At 54.0% G+C, this 17,339-nt stretch carries 16 protein-coding genes; 11 read left to right on the top strand and 5 right to left on the bottom strand.

From position 1 onward, the window contains the following. Positions 1 to 109: 109 nt before the first annotated feature. Positions 110 to 2,020 (bottom strand): M14 family metallopeptidase, encoded by a 1,911-nt coding sequence (locus tag AC23NW_RS01820; RefSeq protein WP_487447319.1) that lies wholly within the window; start codon positions 2,018 to 2,020, stop codon positions 110 to 112. Between the two features lie 147 nt (positions 2,021 to 2,167). Between AC23NW_RS01820 and AC23NW_RS01825 the strand changes: the two genes are divergently transcribed. Then, positions 2,168 to 2,836: a TatD family hydrolase gene (locus tag AC23NW_RS01825; protein WP_487447320.1), complete on the top strand. Its 669-nt coding sequence runs from the start codon at positions 2,168 to 2,170 to the stop codon at positions 2,834 to 2,836. Positions 2,837 to 2,935: 99 nt separating this feature from the next. Beyond that, complete coding sequence (locus AC23NW_RS01830; RefSeq protein ID WP_487447321.1) at positions 2,936 to 3,757, top strand: tRNA threonylcarbamoyladenosine dehydratase; 822 nt, start codon at positions 2,936 to 2,938, stop codon at positions 3,755 to 3,757. Positions 3,758 to 4,021: 264 nt separating this feature from the next. Here AC23NW_RS01830 and AC23NW_RS01835 read toward each other — a convergent pair whose 3' ends face one another. Beyond that, entirely contained in the window at positions 4,022 to 4,978 is a 957-nt protein-coding gene (locus AC23NW_RS01835; protein WP_487447323.1) for an NAD(P)-dependent alcohol dehydrogenase, read from the bottom strand. Between the two features lie 41 nt (positions 4,979 to 5,019). After that, on the bottom strand, positions 5,020 to 5,586 hold the full coding sequence (locus AC23NW_RS01840) for a hypothetical protein (RefSeq protein WP_487447324.1): 567 nt from the start codon (positions 5,584 to 5,586) through the stop codon (positions 5,020 to 5,022). A gap of 112 nt (positions 5,587 to 5,698) precedes the next feature. On the opposite strand from AC23NW_RS01840, the gene AC23NW_RS01845 reads away from it, so the two are divergent. From AC23NW_RS01845 to AC23NW_RS01870, 6 genes are all read left to right on the top strand, one after another. Next, the gene (locus AC23NW_RS01845) at positions 5,699 to 6,841 is read left to right on the top strand and encodes a lactonase family protein (RefSeq protein ID WP_487447325.1); all 1,143 of its coding nucleotides are present in this window, start codon (positions 5,699 to 5,701) and stop codon (positions 6,839 to 6,841) included. 96 nt (positions 6,842 to 6,937) lie between these two features. Then, positions 6,938 to 8,032: an aminotransferase class I/II-fold pyridoxal phosphate-dependent enzyme gene (locus tag AC23NW_RS01850; protein ID WP_487447327.1), complete on the top strand. Its 1,095-nt coding sequence runs from the start codon at positions 6,938 to 6,940 to the stop codon at positions 8,030 to 8,032. Positions 8,033 to 8,225: 193 nt separating this feature from the next. After that, positions 8,226 to 8,624 carry a sugar 3,4-ketoisomerase gene (locus AC23NW_RS01855; RefSeq protein WP_487447329.1) on the top strand — a complete coding sequence of 133 codons (399 nt, stop codon included), beginning with the start codon at positions 8,226 to 8,228 and terminating at the stop codon, positions 8,622 to 8,624. Continuing rightward, entirely contained in the window at positions 8,624 to 9,745 is a 1,122-nt protein-coding gene (locus AC23NW_RS01860; protein WP_487447331.1) for a DmpA family aminopeptidase, read from the top strand. Before AC23NW_RS01855 ends, AC23NW_RS01860 begins: the two co-directional genes overlap by 1 nt. 215 nt (positions 9,746 to 9,960) lie before the next feature. Then, on the top strand, positions 9,961 to 10,182 hold the full coding sequence (vapB, locus tag AC23NW_RS01865; protein WP_487447332.1) for a type II toxin-antitoxin system VapB family antitoxin: 222 nt from the start codon (positions 9,961 to 9,963) through the stop codon (positions 10,180 to 10,182). Continuing rightward, the gene (locus tag AC23NW_RS01870) at positions 10,182 to 10,448 is read left to right on the top strand and encodes a type II toxin-antitoxin system VapC family toxin (protein WP_487447334.1); all 267 of its coding nucleotides are present in this window, start codon (positions 10,182 to 10,184) and stop codon (positions 10,446 to 10,448) included. The genes vapB and AC23NW_RS01870 overlap by 1 nt, the downstream gene beginning before the upstream one ends. 132 nt (positions 10,449 to 10,580) lie before the next feature. Here the strand turns inward: AC23NW_RS01870 and AC23NW_RS01875 are convergent, their stop codons facing one another. Continuing rightward, positions 10,581 to 11,321, bottom strand: coding sequence for an NUDIX hydrolase (locus tag AC23NW_RS01875; protein WP_487447336.1), 741 nt, complete (start codon positions 11,319 to 11,321; stop codon positions 10,581 to 10,583). A gap of 151 nt (positions 11,322 to 11,472) precedes the next feature. Between AC23NW_RS01875 and AC23NW_RS01880 the strand changes: the two genes are divergently transcribed. From AC23NW_RS01880 to AC23NW_RS01890, 3 genes are all read left to right on the top strand, one after another. After that, positions 11,473 to 13,110 carry a carboxylesterase/lipase family protein gene (locus AC23NW_RS01880; RefSeq protein WP_487447337.1) on the top strand — a complete coding sequence of 546 codons (1,638 nt, stop codon included), beginning with the start codon at positions 11,473 to 11,475 and terminating at the stop codon, positions 13,108 to 13,110. Positions 13,111 to 13,315: 205 nt separating this feature from the next. Continuing rightward, positions 13,316 to 13,765 (top strand): SMI1/KNR4 family protein, encoded by a 450-nt coding sequence (locus AC23NW_RS01885; protein ID WP_487447339.1) that lies wholly within the window; start codon positions 13,316 to 13,318, stop codon positions 13,763 to 13,765. Between the two features lie 500 nt (positions 13,766 to 14,265). Beyond that, the gene (locus AC23NW_RS01890; RefSeq protein WP_487447341.1) at positions 14,266 to 16,068 is read left to right on the top strand and encodes an ABC transporter ATP-binding protein; all 1,803 of its coding nucleotides are present in this window, start codon (positions 14,266 to 14,268) and stop codon (positions 16,066 to 16,068) included. Between the two features lie 101 nt (positions 16,069 to 16,169). Here AC23NW_RS01890 and AC23NW_RS01895 read toward each other — a convergent pair whose 3' ends face one another. Beyond that, a complete protein-coding gene (locus AC23NW_RS01895; RefSeq protein WP_487447342.1) occupies positions 16,170 to 17,258 on the bottom strand; it encodes a glycosyltransferase family 4 protein in 1,089 nt (362 codons plus the stop codon). Between the last annotated feature and the right edge of the window lie 81 nt (positions 17,259 to 17,339).

Raw genomic sequence — 17,339 nt, forward strand, 5'->3', positions numbered from 1 at the left:
CTTTATTCACTCAATCGCTCATTCACACAATCACTAATTAGTATAAATCCGGTATTCCGTTGTTTTTAACCATGACGGGCGCATGAAATTTTGGAATGGCCCGAAATCCCTATTTCCCGATCGTAATCTCTTTCTCAATATATCCGCCGCGCGTCGACGACAGCTTAACCTTGGCCTTAATGCTGCCTGGCTGGTTGAGTTTTACGGTGAAGGCTGCTTCTTTCGACTCGCCGGTGCCGGTGTAGCCCGCGTAGATGGTTTTGTCGGACAGGGCCGGTTTTGTAATGGTCACTTTGGCATTTTCGAAGCCTTTGAGCAGGTCTTTGTCAATGTCCAGCGATACCTGATCTTCCTGCACAATCTTGATGCGTTTGGCCTGCTCCAGCGCCACAGGCAGCTTGCCGGTATTGCTCCAGCTGACCGTAATCTCGTACTCGTTATTGGCCAGCGGTTTCACAATCACGTCTTTCAGCGTAATTTGCGGCAGTTCAAAGGCCATGGCCAGGTTAAACTTAGCCTGCTTCGAAATCCAGTTTTCGAGCTGCCACGCCGGGCCGTTCTGGGCGAAAAACTTTGGATGGAACCCGCCGATTTCAACCTCGCCCAGCTGCGGATGCGTCAGTTTAGTCCATGGCTTAAACCCGCGTTTGTTGTTGGCTTCGTCGTCCCAGCGGAGGCCGTCGTATTCGTCATACTGCCCGTCGCCGTCGTAATCTTTCATGGCCCCGCCGTTCCAGAGTTCGTCGCCGTACCAGACTGAGCCGTAGTAGAAATAGCCGAAATCGGGGCCGTGGCCGAACAGGGGTGTCGGTTTGGTCGGGTCGCCGGTCAGGCGGTCGGTTTTAGACCGGGTATGGTAGGTGTTGTACACATCGCCCGCCCACGGATAGCCGGTAAACGACAGGCCGAGGCTGTCCATGTGTTTGTAAATGGCCAGATCGGGCGGAAACATACTTTCTTCGCCGCTTGAGGTCGACGGCGGCCGAAGGTGCATCGGCACGCGCGTATCCATCGAGTTAACAACCGAAATATTCGGATGACCCAGCAGCCAGAGCACCGTCGCGCGGGTTTCAATTTCGCTCAGTGGATATTCACCCGCACCGCCCTGCGTAAAGCCACGGCCTGTAAAATCACCACCCTGATCGGGGCGCCAGTTTTCGGGGTAATTGCGGTGGTTGTCGAGTCCGCCTATGCCGTCTTCGTTGTATTTGCCGTCGCCGTCGTTGTCAATGCCTTCGGTATAAACCAGCCACTGTCCCTGGCCTGGCTGCACCTTTTTCATCAGACGCGGGTCGCGCGGATCGAGGATGTAATCTGCTTTTTCCAGTTCTTTCGCGGTGGCTTTCTTCCGTATCTGGTAAATAACACCGTCGTTATCAAGGTCTTCTTCCGGATCTTCGTCGAGCAGGCCATCGCGGTCATCGTCTTTCGGGTGAATCGTGCTGCGGTTGCGTTGCGCGGTGTAGAGGTACATAGTTGCCCCGTCGGGATTGTTCTGCGGGCGCAGGTAAACGGTTTTGGTGTCGAGGAGTTTGGTAATGGCGGGGTCTTTGCCGTAGTTGTCGAGCAGGTATTTGGCCAGCCACATGACCGCCTCGCTGCTGGTAACCTCGCCGCTGTGGCGGCCGCCTTCGAAATAAGCTGCCGGTTTGTTGGTATGTTTGCCCGTCTTTTTGTTGGTCAGGGTAAGTTGCAGAATCGGACGCCCTTCGTAGCTTTTCGCAACTTCGTAGAGGTCGACAAGGCTAGGGTATTGGTCGGCCCATTTGCGGCACCAGCTGTACATTACTTCCGGTGCGTGATACACGTCGAAGCTGAGTTTGGGGCCCGGGAAGTATTCAACGTCTTTGGCATAGTGCTTTTTAAAGAAGCTGATGCCGTGACGTTCACCCTTAACGGTATAAAACTTTTTGGTCGTATCCTGTTCCGGCCATTTCGGTTCGGTCCCGTAGTACGATTTCTGAGCCGATGCCCCGGCTGCCAGCAGCATGCCGGCCAGTAACGTAACGTACTGTTTCATAGGTTTTTTATAGTATTGCCTGGTTAAGTGCAGTTGGCTTGTTAACGCCGTTTCTGTCGTGTGATATTACAATAAAATGTAATTTGGTGACAGGAGTGTAAGGCAAAATATTCAGTTGGTTTTTACGAAAAAGAGGAGCGTGTAACGATGCCGGAAGCGCAGAAAGACATACAGTATGTAGATTCCCACACCCATCAGCGGACAGGCGATGTATCGGTGATTGCCATCCGGAACCTCATTGTCGGGCATGATCCGGAGTCGCCCGATGCGTTTCCGTTTTGTTCGGTCGGGGTGCATCCGTGGTATTGGCGTAAGGCCGACATGGGGCAGCTGCGGGCGTGGGCCGGTCACCCGTCGGTAAAGGCCATTGGTGAGTGCGGCCTCGACCGGCTGACCGACACGCCTTTGGCCGGGCAATGGCCTGTTTTCCGGCAACAGATTGCGTTGTCGGAAGCGGTACAGAAACCGCTGATTATTCATTGCGTCCGGGCGTTTCCGGAAATTGTGGCGGAGCATAAGGCGCAGCAACCAACGCAGCCGTGGGTGATGCATGGCTTCAATAACCGGCAGTCGTTTCTTGATTTGATGCTGGATGCCGGCCTGTACGTATCGCTGGGCGCGGCCCTGCTGCGCGCTGATTCACCGGCTTCAGCGGCTATCGCCCGTATTCCGGCCAACCGGCTGCTGCTTGAAACAGATGATAAGTCGCTGTCTGTTAGTGCAGTATATGCCGTTGCTGCCGGGCGACTAGGCTGGTCACTGCCGGAGCTGGTTGCGCAGGTGCGGGCGAATGCCGAAACGGTTTTTGGTGTGTAGTTGACAAAAAAGGCGTATTTTCGGGGTTACGTTTACAAGGTAGCTGACGGCGTAGTGGCGTTCAGCTGTACAGGAAAAACCGTAACGTACATAAGCATCATGCAAGATCGTTCCTGGCTCTCGCGTACGCAATTGCTGGTTGGTAATGAGGGGCTTGACCAGCTGGCCAAAGCCCATGTTCTGGTAGTCGGATTAGGCGGCGTCGGGTCGTTTGCTGCCGAGTTTATCGCCCGCGCCGGTGTCGGCCAGATGACCATCGTCGATGGCGACGTGGTTGATCCGTCGAACCGGAACCGGCAGTTACCGGCCTTATCAACCAACCACGGCGTGTCGAAAGCCGACATTATGGCCGAACGCCTTCTGGCGATCAACCCTGAGCTGACCCTGCGGGTGGTGAAGGATTTTATCCGCCCGTCGATGGTTGAGGACCTGCTCGCCGCCGGTCCGTACGATTACGTTATGGACTGCATCGACAGCATTACGCCGAAGCTCATTCTGTTGCAGCAGGCCTACGAAAAAGGGTTCCGGATTGTAAGTTCGATGGGAGCAGGTGGTAAAATGGACCCGACACAGCTGCGGGTGACCGACCTCTTTGACACCTGGTCGTGTACGATGGCGCAGTACGTCCGCAAACGGCTTAAAAAATTAGCGGTAAAGCAGGGGATTAAAGCGGTGTTCTCGCTGGAATATGTCCGTAAAGAGTCATTGATCATGACCGATGGCAGTAACTTCAAGCGGTCGGCCTACGGTACGATTTCGTACATTCCGGCAGCCTTCGGCGGCGTCTGTGCCTCGGTCGTCATCCGTGAGCTGCTGGGCGAACCGGTAGCCCTCGAAAAGCGTCCGGACATCATCAACCTGTCGAAGCCAAAGCCCGCCAAAAAGCGCAAAAAAAAGACACCGGCCCCTGAACCGGAATAAACATATCTGACAGGATTACAGGTTTTTTTCTCCCCGCTCCAGCATGTTTTTCTACTATTCATGCTAATGGGTTTATACCACATAGCCACATAGAAAAACAAAGATTTTTACTCTTTTGTGCTCTATGTGGCTATGTGGTAAACTTCTACAGGGATGATTTAGACCTGCATAGTTTAATTGTCTCTTACAAAGACATCTCCGGATAGGAAACTGTGCTCTCATTTTCCCCGGAAGGGGCAGGGTAGAAGTCTATTGAGGAAAGCACTACACGCGATAATCCTCTTCGGTTATAACGATAGCCAGTTTACCCTTGACTCGGCCGGTTTCGCTGTACGTATGGGCGTCCGGTAATTCCTCCAGCCGGTAGCGCCGGTCGATGATGCTTTGCAGGAAGCCTTTTTTTGCCATCGTGAGCAGATAATTCATGTCTTCGGCGGTGAACGACATCAGAATTGACTCTGCCTTTTGGGCGGTAAACACGCTCTTGACCTGATCGAACACCTGCCGGGCCGAAGGAAGCGTGGTGATGTATGTACCTTCGTCGGTTAGTACATCGCGGCAGGCTTCGAACGAGCTTTTACCGACCGCATCGAATACAACATGGTATTTTTCGGGCTCTTTGGCGAAGTCAGTAACGGCATGGTCGATGATGCGGTCGGCACCCAGCTGCCGGACCAGTTCCGCGTTTGCGGCGCTGCATACAGCCGTCACATCAGCATCCATAAAGCGGGCCAGCTGAACCGCAAATGTGCCGACGCCGCCCGACGCGCCATTGATCAGCACCCGGTCGTGCGGGCGCAGTTTGCCCTTGTCGCGCAACGCCTGTAAGGCCGTTAGCCCGCCCACAACCATGGTCGCCGCCTGTTCAAACGATACTTCATCGGGGATTTTGACCACGTTTTTATCCTGCGCAATAACATACTGCGCATAGCCGCCGCCCACCGGCCCGAGCGAGGCTACGACGCGGTCGCCGGGCTTCACGTTGGTCGCCAGTACGCCCACAGCCTCCACAACACCGGCGCATTCGCCGCCTAATATCTTCGGAAACTTACCCGGCAGGAGCAGCTTCATTTCGCCCTTGCGGACCTTCCAGTCCATTGGATTGATACCCGAGGCAAATACCCGGATCAGCACGTCGTGGCCGTCGGGTTCCGGCATGGGCAGGTCTGTGACATGTAGCACGTCACTGCCGCCATATTCGTTGATTACTACAGCTTTCATACGTACGGTAACTAACCGGCCGTAAAATGTTCCGGTCCTACTTAGCGGGCGGGCTGCGCAACCGGCCTGACAAAGAACCGGCGTAGCAGGCCGTAGAGGATAAGGACAAGCGAGACGAAGAAGCCGCCCCATTTTACCGCACTCAGAATGGCACAGATGGCGGCTACCGTCAGCGAGGTGTCAGGGTGGGTCCGGAGCAGGGTGATGATACAGATGTTCTCCAGATAGTCGGTCCACAGAAAAAGAAAAGGCAGTGTATTGACCAGGTCAAAGGGTTTTGCCACCCGGTTTTTATAGATTACCGACAGAATGATACAGAGCAGAAGCGTGTAGATCAGCGGATAGATCGTGTCGTAGAGCAGTTCACCTTCGGCGTAGACCTGCCGGCCTTCAGGGCCATACATGTCAACCATATCCAGAATTCTGGCCGGTTCAGTATTGAACATCAGCAGGTCAATCGGGCCAATGGCTTTTCCGGCATACCGGTTGATGGTCGCTTCGAGGTTGCTTAAAAAATAAGCGGGAAAGGGCACGTACAGCAGCATAGCCGGCAGCAGTGTTTTCCAGGAACCTATTTTGTACAGATAGTTTGATAAGTCACGTAGCATGAGTGGGTTAAGGGGGTATTTTATGGGGATAAAATAGCGCTAATCAGGAAAAAAAGCACGGATTTATCTTTTACCGGTGAATCTTTTACTAACCGTAGATAAAGTCATGATAATGCATACACTTTTTTCGCTTGTTTTAGGCGTAGCAGGCGTCTTTGCGGCAGCACCTCCGGCCAAAATACCAAAGGTCGCCGGACAGGAGATTTTATACGTCGGTACCTATTCACTGCGCGGCAGTGAAGGGGTTTACGTCTACGCCTTTGACCGGAAAACCGCTACACTCCGGAAACTACAGGCAGTATCCGGCCAGAAAAGCCCGTCGTTTCTGGCAGTCCATCCGTCGGGGAAGTATGTGTACTCGGTAAACGAGGGGGCACCGGTAGCGAACGGGGTCAGCGCGTATGTCGTGGACCGGAGTACTGGCCAGCTGACGGCCATCAATCAGGAATCGTCGCATGGGCGGGGGCCTTGCCACATCAGTATTGACCAGACCGGTAAGCTGGCGTTTGTGTCAAACTACGGGGGTGGAACATTTGCCGTACTGCCCGTTAAAGCAGATGGTTCACTGGGAGCGGCAACTGATTCGCTGACCTATACCGGAACAGGGCCGAATAAACAGCGGCAGGAAAAACCGCATATTCACTCCGCTATCGTGTCGCCCGATAACCGGTTTGTGTACGTATCGGATCTGGGCACGGACAAGATTTATAGCTACGAAATTGATAAGGCCGCCGGGAAGGTTAAACCGGCCGCTACGCCTTTTGTGTCGGAAATGCCCGGCTCGGGACCCCGTCACTTTGTGTTTCACCCGAACCGGCGGTTTGCCTACGGTGTGCAGGAACTGACCTCAACAGTTGCTGTGTTTGCGGTTGATCCGAAAAGCGGGGCATTGACCATTCTGGAAGAACGGATTCCGACCCTGCCTGCTGATTTTACCGGATCAAACACCAGCGCCGATATTCATATTGATCCGAAGGGCCGGTTTCTGTACCAGTCTAACCGTGGGGCCAATGTGCTGTCCATCTTTGCCATTCAGCCGGACGGACGCCTGAAAGCGGTCGGCCACCAGCCGACAATGGGTAAAACACCCCGTAATTTCATGATTGACCCGAAAGGCGAGTTTCTGCTGGCGGCCAATCAGGATACCGACAGCATTGTGATTTTCCGGATTGATCCGAAAACCGGTTTATTGACACAAGCCGGCGAACCTGTTTCCGTACCGGCGCCGGTTTGCCTTAAACTGGTGAATTTGTAACCGATGCGTAAAAATACGCACCGGAAAATTGGGTAATACTGCGCTAAAAGCAGTCGGTAGGTTTTGTCAATTTTGCATCGTAAGACAACAACTACGATGAACACAACCCTGATCACTGCACAGCATACTATCCAAAATGACCGTCCGGCAGCTGCTCGGAGCCAGTCTATTCACTACGGACAGCCGTCGGACGACACATCATTTTTACTTCAGGACTTTATTCGTAACGAGGTATTCGGGGCGTTTGCTGCCCGGCTCCGGAAGGGCAATTCCTCGGCCCGGCGGCAGTTTGTGGAGCGGCGGCTCAGCGACGCCCTGAACCTGCCGGCAGATACGATTGTGCTGGGCGACAGTGTGGTATCACTGGTCGGCCGGTTGCTGGAAACACTAAGCGCCTGTGTTTCGGCGGCGGTTGTGGTTAAGCCATCGGCGGCCGTTGTCCGTGCTCTGGCCAAAGACGCTTCGCTGGCAGTGTATGAGTGGCCGCTGACCGAAGAGTATACCTACCATGAGGCGCTGTTTCCGGAGGTTCCGGCCAGTGCGGTGGTCGTGATGGCCGCACCGGATCCGGTCGTTGGTGCCGCTATTCCCGAAAATACATTGCGGCGGTTGCTGGAGCGATATCCTGAAAATTATATTGTTATCGACGAATCCCATGCCCTGGCCCCCGCCGAAAACCTGCTGGCGATGACGCGTCAATATGCCAACCTGATTCTGGTACGGTCGCTGACTATTGCCGGAACAACCCTCGGTTATGCCGTTACCGAACCGGCGTTAACCACGGCGCTTCGTGCCAGTCTGCCTTCCTTTTCACTGAATCACGTGTCTGAGCTGGTACTCGACGGGCTGCTGACGGCGGGTTTACGGCAGGAGTGTCTGCAAAGCCAGCTGAATCTGGTAGCGCAGCGCCGGAACCGCTTCTATGAGCAGTTGAATGCCCTGCTCGCCCCGACGTTTCAGGTAAGCAATACCCGCAGCAATTTTATTCTTATTTCGGGTTATGACCGTGCTACGTATCAGTTGCTGCTCCGGGTTATGGAAAGCCTGGACATTACCATTCACGACTTGCATCAGGCCGGTCAGGTCCGGTACACCCTGCAATTACCGGTACGCCGCGCCGACGAAAATGACTGGCTGATCAACCGGCTGGCCGAGGCCATGGCTCCGTTTGATATGATGCTGTTTATGTGAGCATACCCCTGATGAGAGTACTATCCTGCACCTCCGGATTGGCTTTTTACGAATGACCGTACCGTTATATTACTGAAATTTGATGTGCGTGGTTAAAAGCTGATTAAAAATCTAGTCAATAAAATGTATATTTGTTGAGCGCTCCGTGGTGAAGTAGGTGGAGGGAGAGGAGCATCAGGCAAGTAATCCTTTTATGGCTCAGTTAATCACAAAAAAAGATACTGAAAACCGCGATCTGGAGTGGCTGCGGGATTATTGGGGACGTGGTGTTGAACGGATATTTTTTATTTACGGCGTTCCGGAAGGCGTCGCACGCGGCCGGCACCATCATGCCCGCTGTCAGATGGGGCTGATCTGTGTCTCCGGCTCGGTCAATGTCTATGTTCAGTCGCCGCAGCGGGATTATCATTTTACGCTGGATACCCCCGAAAAAGTCCTGTTGCTGGATCCCAAAGACTGGCGTATGATGTATAATTTTTCAGACGACGCCGTACTGATGGTTATGGCCGACCGGTCATACCAGGAAACGTCCTACTATCAGGAAATGTACCGCGAGGTGAAATTACCGGTCTCATTCCCTGTTTATGCCTGATGATCAGCCGTTCAGGGATTCTGCTGCTTATGGCGACACTGATCACCGGATTGTCGGCCGCCCAGCCACCGAAACGTGTCCGTGACTATGGCCTGCGGTTGGGCGTAATCCCAACCGGCCTGCTTAATGCCATTACAGATGTGCCGGGTGTACGCGTCGGGCAGGTAACGCTGCAACAGGGCAACGCAGTACGCACGGGCATAACGGCTATTATTCCCCATTCCGGTAATCTGTTCCGGCAGAAATGCCCCGCTGCTATTTACATCGGCAACGGCTTCGGCAAACTGACCGGCATCAGCCAGGTCGATGAACTGGGCACCCTCGAAACTCCGATTATCCTGACAAACACCCTGAGCGTTCCGACAGCGGCCGACGCGCTGATTGACTATACGCTGTCGCAGCCGGGCAACGAGCAGGTGCGGTCGGTAAATACCGTGGTGGGCGAGACCAACGATGGTTACCTCAACGATATCCGCGGTCGGCATGTTACAAAACAGCATGTGCTGGATGCGCTCCAACAGGCAACCACCGGACCCGTGGCTGAGGGCAATGTCGGTGCCGGTACCGGCACGGTTTGCTTTGGCTTTAAAGGCGGCATCGGCACGGCCTCGCGGAAACTACCGGCCTCACTCGGCGGCTATACTGTCGGTGCACTGGTGCAGACCAATTTCGGGGGCGTGTTGCAGATTGCCGGTGTGCCGGTCGGCGTCGAACTCGGAAAGTACTCCTACAAGGAAAATCTCGACGGCTCCTGCATGATGGTTATCCTTACGGATGCGCCCCTCGACGCCCGTAACCTGAAACGGCTGGCCAAACGGGCGTTTATGGGCCTGGCCCAAACCGGCGGCATTGCCTCTAACGGCAGCGGCGATTACGTCATCGCCGTCTCGACGGCCTATCAGATTCCGCACGAAAGCAAAAGTCCGTTCGACGAGCAGAAGGTTCTCCGCAACGATAACGTCTCTCCCTTGTTTATGGCGGCGATTGAAGCCACCGAAGAAGCCATTATCAACTCACTTTTCACGGCCCGGACCACTACGGGCGATCAGAACCACAAGGTTGACGCCCTGCCGGTTGACCGTGTCGTTGACTTATTAAAGAAAGCCGGTGCGATTAAGTAATCTTATCCACGTTATAGCCGTCCGGAGTGTGGATAACTATGTGGGAATGTGGATAACTTCCGAACGATGTTTGCTAAAACCGTCATTTGGCAGGTTGATCATTGGTTAATGGCGGGTTTGGCATCATATTACGTCAAGCTTGTCTGCACTTTGCATTGTAAGAAAGAAAACAGGATTTTGTTATTTTTGTAGTGCATAGAAAACGTGAGCATAGTATGACCTATCTTCAATTATATCAAAAATTTCAGAGCCTTCCTCCTGTATATCAGGCAGAGGTAGCTGATTTTATTGACTTTTTGAGTGTAAGGAGTCAACTCGTAAAGCCGGAAAATGAAGAGAAAGCAGGAGGAACGCCGGTTTTCGGTAGTGCAAAAGGGCAGTTTAAAATGTCACCTGATTTTGATGCACCTCTAGACGATTTTGCCGATTATCAGTGATGAACTTACTGCTGGATACACATGCGCTCATATGGTTTTTAGATGGCAATGAGAAGGATCTGTCTCAGAAAGCGAAGTCACTTATTCTTGATAATGCGAATAAGTCATTTGTAAGTATTGCTACGCTTTGGGAGATGGCAATCAAAATTCGCCTGGGAAGCCTTACGTTTGAACCCGGCTATGATAACCTGATTGACTTAATCGGGAAAAACGGGTTTGACATTTTACCTGTTACGTTCCTGCATACACGCTGTACGCTTCAGTAGCCAATGCATCACCGCGATCCTTTTGACAGAATTATGATCGCTCAGAGCCAGACAGAGGATTTAGTTTTCATTACGGCTGATGCTAATATTCATTTATATGACATCCATTGGATCTGGTAATACAACAAATATTTACCGGCATTCACTCTCCTGCACAAACCGATACAGAAACGGGGCTTTGTGAGCGCCACCGCTGAACCGCTTCTCCAGACGCTCCAGAATCCCCAACGCCAGCATCTTCCGCTGGAAAGCCGACCGGTTCATTTTTTGCCCCAGAATGGTTTCATAGAGCTGTTGCAGGTCGTTCATGGTGAACAGCTCAGGCAGCAGGTTGGCCCCGATTAACTTGTGGTCCAGATTAGCCCGTAAGGTGTCAAGGGCCTTGTGCACAATGGCGGTATGGTCGAGCATGAGCGGTGGCAGCGTGGCGAGGTCGTACCACGCACAACGGTCGGCCAGGGCGTCGGGGTTGGGGAGGGCACGGGTAAAATCGACCAGGGCGTAAAAGCCTACCGTCACAAACCGCCGGAGCAGCCAATGGTCATCGGGCGGGGTTTCTCCTTTGCCGATCAGAATGGACCGTAGCGGTTGCGGGTCGTGGCGGCCTACGTCCCCGAAAACATAAAACTGCTCCAGAAAAATGTCGCCGAGGCCGGTGCGCTGTGTCAGGGTCCGGCGGGCAGCGTCATTCAGATTTTCATCGTCGCGGATAAACCCGGCGGGCAGTCCGAGGAGACCTGTATTCTGGTATTCCAGCAGCAGAATTTTCAGCTGGGTTTCGTGAAAACCAAAAATAACAAGGTCCGTGGCAAGACTCTGTAAGTAGCCTTCTCCACGGGTATTCTGCCCGACCGATTCACTTGATTCACGCATTTAGTCAAAAATTTATTGGCAAGTAACAAAATAGTTGCTGTTTTCCGAATAACCCGCTATTATTGTCGCACTGTGAGACAATAAACCTTACAGCCTGACCTTAACAACTTAATTTTCTGCTCAGGCAGGAGTCAGTCCCTTAACTAACTGTATGAAAACGCTATTGATGATGCTGGCACTTACTGCCTTAACCGGCGCCGGTGCGGTGGTCTCCGACGCTGCGGCGCAGACCGGCCCGAAGGCGAAAACCGTGAATGGTATGGTAGAAGGCAACCTGGAGGCGAGCGGTGTGCGCTCCTTCAAAGGGCTTCCGTTTGCCAAGCCACCCGTCGGCGATTTGCGCTGGAAAGCCCCGCAACCCGCTGAAAACTGGACAGGCGTCCGCGAGGCGAAAAAATTCGGCCCGCGGGCGATGCAACGGGCCGTGTTCGGTGACATGAACTTCCGGTCGAACGGCGTGAGCGAAGATTGTCTGTATCTGAACGTCTGGACACCGGCCAAATCGGAAAAGGAAAAGCTGCCGGTGCTGGTGTATTTCTACGGGGGCGGGTTTATCGCCGGAGATGGTTCGGAGCCGCGTTACGACGGCGAGAGCATGGCCAAACGGGGTATCGTGGCCGTTACGGTAAACTACCGCCTGGGCGTGTTCGGGCTGATGGCGCATCCGGAACTGACCAAAGAGTCGCCGAACAAGGCGTCGGGCAACTACGGTTTCATGGATCAGCAGGCGGCGCTGGCGTGGGTACAGAAAAACATCGCGGCGTTTGGCGGTGATCCGAAGCGGGTAACCATTGCCGGCGAATCGGCCGGGTCGATGTCGGTGAGCGCCATGATGACCTCGCCGCTGTCGAAAAACCTGTTTTCGGCGGCTATCGGCGAAAGCGGCTCGCTGTTGGGCACCCTGTCGCCGGTAACGCTGGCGGAGGCTGAGCAGAGCGGCGTGAAGTTTGCCGAAGCCGTGGGCGCTAAATCGCTGGCCGACCTCCGGGCGATGCCGGGCGATCAGTTGCTGGAAGCGACGGCCAAACCAAACCTGCCACGGTTCTCGGCTAATATCGACGGTTACTTTTTCCCGAAACCGGCCGCTGCCATTTTTGCTGCCGGCGAGCAGGCCAAGGTTCCGCTGCTGGTTGGCTGGAATTCTGAGGAGATGAGTGCACGCATGGTGATGGGGCAGGAGAAACCAACGCCGGAAAGCTTCCGGACGGCGGTGCAGAAGCTCTATCCGAACCGCGCCGAAGATGCCCTGAAAGTATATAACGGCACGACCGAAGACGAGATTCAGCAGGCTGCCACGGACCTCGCCGGTGACCGGTTTATCGGGTTCAGCACCTGGAAATGGAGCGATTTGCAGGCACAAACGGGTGGCCATCCGGTCTACCGGTATTACTACACCCGCCCGCGGCCGGCGATGGTACCTGAAATGGGTAATGCCAGTACTGGTCTGGCTGGCGGGGTAGTCCGCAATGCTGACCCGAATGCACCGAAAATTCCGCAGGCCAAAGGCGCTGTGCACTCGGCCGAGATTGAGTACGCCATGGGCAACCTCTCGACCAACAAGGTATTTGCCTGGAGTCCTGACGATTACAAAGTGTCGGAAACGATGCAGAGCTATTTCGAGAACTTCATTAAGAACCACAATCCAAACGGTAAAGGTCTGCCGAAGTGGGATCCGGTCAAAGCCGGCAGCCCTGCCCCGGTCATGATTATCGACGTGAACACACGTCAGGAGACCGAGAAGCACCGTGACCGGTACCTGTTCCTGGACGAGTTTTTCCCGAAACCTTAACAACCCATTACCTAAAGTTAACCCTTCGCCCCGTCAGCGCCCTGCGCTGGCGGGGTTTTGTTTTGTTGGGTGGGAGCGACAGTACCAATTTATGAAAAAAGAATATTTTCTTTATTACGGTGATTGCGCACTCCGTGTATGGGTTAAGCGGGGGCCCTGGCTGTGTCCGTATGCGTAATGACAGATTGAAAATGATTTTATTCAGATGAAACAGTTTTTCGAGTCGATACCGGAGCAGTTCTTAAAAGCGGCGGAAGGCTGTAGTGAGCAGGCTATCACTGAGCTTGAGCAAACATTAGGCGTTTCTTTCCCGGCATCACTGCGTGAATACCTGACTATCTTTGGCAAAAAGCAATCGCATTTTCCTGAATGTCACATGCATGGATGTGATGATATGCTTAGGATTTGGGAACCGCTGAATTACATGAGGGCATTGTGGGAAGATGCAGGAATAAACACCGGATTTATGGATAACATAATTTTTTTCTTCAACTTCCAGGATACGTACTTCTACGTACCTTATGAAGCAGGTGATGATCCGGCTGTTTACGCTCTTGATATTGGTGACGAACCCACTATCAGAAAGCTGAATGACCACTTATCTGCATACATAAGGTATTGGATGGAGCAGATGCTAACAGGAAAGCATTGGTAGGCGCAAATATTGAATGTGTTGATTGTGAGTGCTAAATAGTAGTAGACAGGTTATTTCGCACATAGTCCAAAACGGGTCCTTCTCCTGTCAACCCCAAACTTCAGTTTGGGGCCTTTGGCCTCTGGCAAACCTTCCGGCCCGGCCTGGCCTCGCTATCTGTGTTACCGTAAAGCAGCACATTCGTGCTTCGATACCCTCGCCACGCCTGTTTAGCGGGGCTGTCCGCCCGTAACCCTGCGCTAAAGCACAGGGTTGGTTCAGGAAGGGCAGAATCCGTATAAGGTTAGGGCTAACGTACGGAATCGGTTAGTTTGGGCCAAACTCCGCCGAAGGCATAGTCCGGTAAGCCGCTGGCGGCAAACGGAATGGCATTCCGTTGTACAGGGCAGGGCGTGGCAACAAAATTCCGGTAAATCGGCAATGGCCGGGCGGTGAACCAGCGTAACCTATTAACTTTGTAGTGTATGAGGACTGCGCCTGCCGTTCTGTGACTTGTAATCATGAATAATCCGTATGTGTCCCTGCTGCGTATTGCCTGGCAATATGCCCGACACGAAAAGCACCGTTATGTATTCACCTACGGCTTGTTTCTGGGTGCCAACATCATCACCGCGCTGCACCCGCTACTCTTTGGCTGGTTTATCGACGCCATTCAGCGCAAAGGCACCGACATCCTCCATACGGGCTGGCTCTACATTGCCGGTTTTATGACCCTGAAGCTGGTCGAATGGTTTTTCCACGGCCCTGCCCGCATCATGGAACGCGAACTGGCATTCAACGTCAGCCGTAACTTTCTGGACGATCTCTATCATCAGACCCTGCACCTGCCCGTTGGCTGGCACAAAGACCATCACAGCGGCGCCACCATCAACCGCATCCGCAAAGCCTACGAAGCCCTGAAAGAGTTTTTCCAGAATGGCTTTACCTACCTGCACACCCTTTTGAAATGCCTGTTTTCGTTTGCCGCCATGTTGTATTTCTCGCCGGTCTTCGGCCTTATCGGCGTGGGCCTCGGCGTGCTGACGGTTTGGGTGATTATGGCCTTCGACAAGCCGTTTATCAAAACCCTCGAAGAAACCAACGAACGGGAGCATGTGGTGTCATCGACGCTGTTCGACAGCCTGTCCAATATCATTACGGTCATTACGCTGCGGCTCGAAAAGCAGATGGAGCACAGCCTGATGGCGAAGGTACTGGCGGTGTTGCCACCGTTCCGCCGCAATATCCGGATCAACGAATGGAAGTGGTTTGTGGCCAGTATGCTGGTGGTGTCGATTTATGCCGTCATTACGCTGGGCTATGTGTATCAGCACTATACACCCAGTCAGGTGTTTCTGGTGGGCGGCCTGGTCGCGCTGATCGGCTACGTCAACAACTTTACGAGCGTGTTCGTCGACGTGGCCTGGCAGTATACCCAGATCGTGCAGGACTACACCAACGTGCAGACCGCCCGCGACATTGCCAAAGCGTATCAGCAGCACCACCGTCCGGACGCCGGTGAACCGTTACCGGCTGATTGGCAGACCATTTCGATTCGGAACCTGACGTTTCAGCACCATGCCGGCACCGACCGGAAGGGGGCGGGGCTGGAACAGGTCAGTCTGGACATGCGGCGGGGCAAACGGGTGGCGCTCATCGGCGAAAGCGGCAGTGGCAAAAGTACCTTGCTGACGCTTCTGCGCGGCCTCTATACCCCTGCCGTCGGGGCGCAGATTGAGATTGACGGGGTGGCGCAAGCCGGCCTCGGGGTGATTGCCGATACGGTGACGCTGTTTCCGCAGGAGCCGGAGATTTTTGAGAATTCAATTGCCTACAACATCACGCTCGGGTTGCCGTTTCCGGAAGCCGATGTGCTGGCCGCCTGCGAAACGGCCCGCTTCAGCAGCATTCTGGCGCAGCTTCCCCACGGGTTGGAGACCAACATTCAGGAAAAGGGCGTAAACCTGTCCGGCGGGCAAAAGCAGCGGCTGGCCCTCGCGCGGGGCATTCTGGCCGCCCGCACCAGCGACATTGTGCTCTTCGACGAGCCGACCAGCAGCGTTGATCCAAAGACCGAATTTGAGATTTACAGCCAGATCATGGCTGAGTTTGCCGGGAAAGCCGTAGTCTCGACCCTGCACCGGCTTCACCTGCTGCCCATGTTCGACTACATCTACATCCTGGAGCAGGGACGGGTGATTGATCAGGGCACCTTCATGGAGTTGCGGGAGCGCAGTACGGTTTTTCAGTCGATGTGGGCCCATCAGAAGGGCTTTGCCGATGCCTTGCCCGGGGAGGTGGCTCTGCCGGCGGGGGTAGAATAGAGATTTTTTTTGGGGTACTAATACTTTCTGAAGTAATCCCGGCGGCACAACTTTCGGGTCGTGCCGCTTCTTTTATATGGTAGGGAGCTGGCGGTACTATCTTACCCGATCAATCCCTGATACACCTCCCAATACGCCTTCGCGGCTTTTTCCCAGCTGAACCGTTTGGCCTGCCAGCGGATGCGGTCGGCTTTCAGGGTATCGTCGTAATAGGCCATCATCCCGTTCCGGAAGGTTTCGACCATGTAATCCGGTTCAAAGTTTTCCCAGAATACCGCTTCGAAACCGCCGATTTCGGGCAGGCTGGTGCGGTTAGACAGAAATACCGGCTTACCGATGCTCATGGCCTCGACCACGGGCAGACCAAACCCTTCAGTCAGCGACGGGAACAGAAAGGCTTCACAGTGTTCATAGAGCCACCATTTGGTGTCCTCGCTGATGGGGCCGGTCATAAGCAGTTGTTCTGCCACGCCGATTTTCTGCGCCTGTTCGCGGATGTGTTGTGCATAGTCGTGCGAATCATCGCCGGCAACGACCAGTTTGTAGTCCGGGAAAGCCTGTAGCAGGGGCAGCAACACATGGCAGTTCTTTTTCGGATGCACAACGCCTAGAAACAGGAAAAACGGCGTATTGGTCAGCTGTTCAGCAAAGGACGGCCTGAAGTCCGGCGCGGGTGTATGGGCCGGTCGCTGATTCAAGCCATTGTAAATAACCTTCAGCGGCTGATCGGGCCGGAGCGTCAGGTGTTGAAGGACCACACTGGCTGTATATTCCGAAATGGCGGTTACGACGGCCGCGCGGTTTATTTTCTGTTGCAGCCGGGCCAGTTTCCGCCTTTTTTTTGCGTCAGAGTAATCGGGACGATCCAGAAAGTTCAGGTCGTGTACAGTCAGGACAATCTTTGCTTTTTTACCGGAGAGCGGACTGACCGGTGGCAGGTGCGCATCCTGGTGCAGGGCGTGCCACAGGTCATAGGGTTTAGACACGATACGGTCGACCCAGCCGGTGGTGTGGTAATTAACCTGATCGCCGAATAGTCCGCTTTGCCCTTTCGGTACACCAAACGTGAGCCGGAAGCTGCCATCAGCCGGTTGTTGGCGGATCAGTTCGTTGCTCAGGTGCAGACAGACCTGGCCAAGGCCGCTGTTGAGGTCGCGCAGCCGTTCTGTATCGATGAAGAGTGCAGGCATAAAGGTTATGGGTACTGGTAGAAATAACCAGTGCCACCGCGCTGTGCAGTGGCACTGATGGACCAGGATTTCCTAATTTTG

The sequence above is a fragment of the Arsenicibacter sp. R0_47 genome (assembly GCF_057652235.1).

Bases quoted from the DNA above. Each gene is read 5' to 3' on its own strand.
- AC23NW_RS01860 (WP_487447331.1), top strand. From the start codon at position 8,624: ATGATCAGCCGTTCAGGGATTCTGCTGCTTATGGCGACACTGATCACC.
- AC23NW_RS01880 (WP_487447337.1), top strand. From the start codon at position 11,473: ATGAAAACGCTATTGATGATGCTGGCACTTACTGCCTTAACCGGCGCC.
- AC23NW_RS01850 (WP_487447327.1), top strand. From the start codon at position 6,938: ATGAACACAACCCTGATCACTGCACAGCATACTATCCAAAATGACCGT.
- AC23NW_RS01825 (WP_487447320.1), top strand. From the start codon at position 2,168: ATGCCGGAAGCGCAGAAAGACATACAGTATGTAGATTCCCACACCCAT.
- AC23NW_RS01830 (WP_487447321.1), top strand. From the start codon at position 2,936: ATGCAAGATCGTTCCTGGCTCTCGCGTACGCAATTGCTGGTTGGTAAT.
- AC23NW_RS01895 (WP_487447342.1), bottom strand. From the start codon at position 17,258: ATGCCTGCACTCTTCATCGATACAGAACGGCTGCGCGACCTCAACAGC.
- vapB (WP_487447332.1), top strand. From the start codon at position 9,961: ATGACCTATCTTCAATTATATCAAAAATTTCAGAGCCTTCCTCCTGTA.
- AC23NW_RS01890 (WP_487447341.1), top strand. From the start codon at position 14,266: ATGAATAATCCGTATGTGTCCCTGCTGCGTATTGCCTGGCAATATGCC.
- AC23NW_RS01870 (WP_487447334.1), top strand. From the start codon at position 10,182: ATGAACTTACTGCTGGATACACATGCGCTCATATGGTTTTTAGATGGC.
- AC23NW_RS01845 (WP_487447325.1), top strand. From the start codon at position 5,699: ATGCATACACTTTTTTCGCTTGTTTTAGGCGTAGCAGGCGTCTTTGCG.
- AC23NW_RS01885 (WP_487447339.1), top strand. From the start codon at position 13,316: ATGAAACAGTTTTTCGAGTCGATACCGGAGCAGTTCTTAAAAGCGGCG.
- AC23NW_RS01840 (WP_487447324.1), bottom strand. From the start codon at position 5,586: ATGCTACGTGACTTATCAAACTATCTGTACAAAATAGGTTCCTGGAAA.
- AC23NW_RS01855 (WP_487447329.1), top strand. From the start codon at position 8,226: ATGGCTCAGTTAATCACAAAAAAAGATACTGAAAACCGCGATCTGGAG.
- AC23NW_RS01875 (WP_487447336.1), bottom strand. From the start codon at position 11,321: ATGCGTGAATCAAGTGAATCGGTCGGGCAGAATACCCGTGGAGAAGGC.
- AC23NW_RS01835 (WP_487447323.1), bottom strand. From the start codon at position 4,978: ATGAAAGCTGTAGTAATCAACGAATATGGCGGCAGTGACGTGCTACAT.
- AC23NW_RS01820 (WP_487447319.1), bottom strand. From the start codon at position 2,020: ATGAAACAGTACGTTACGTTACTGGCCGGCATGCTGCTGGCAGCCGGG.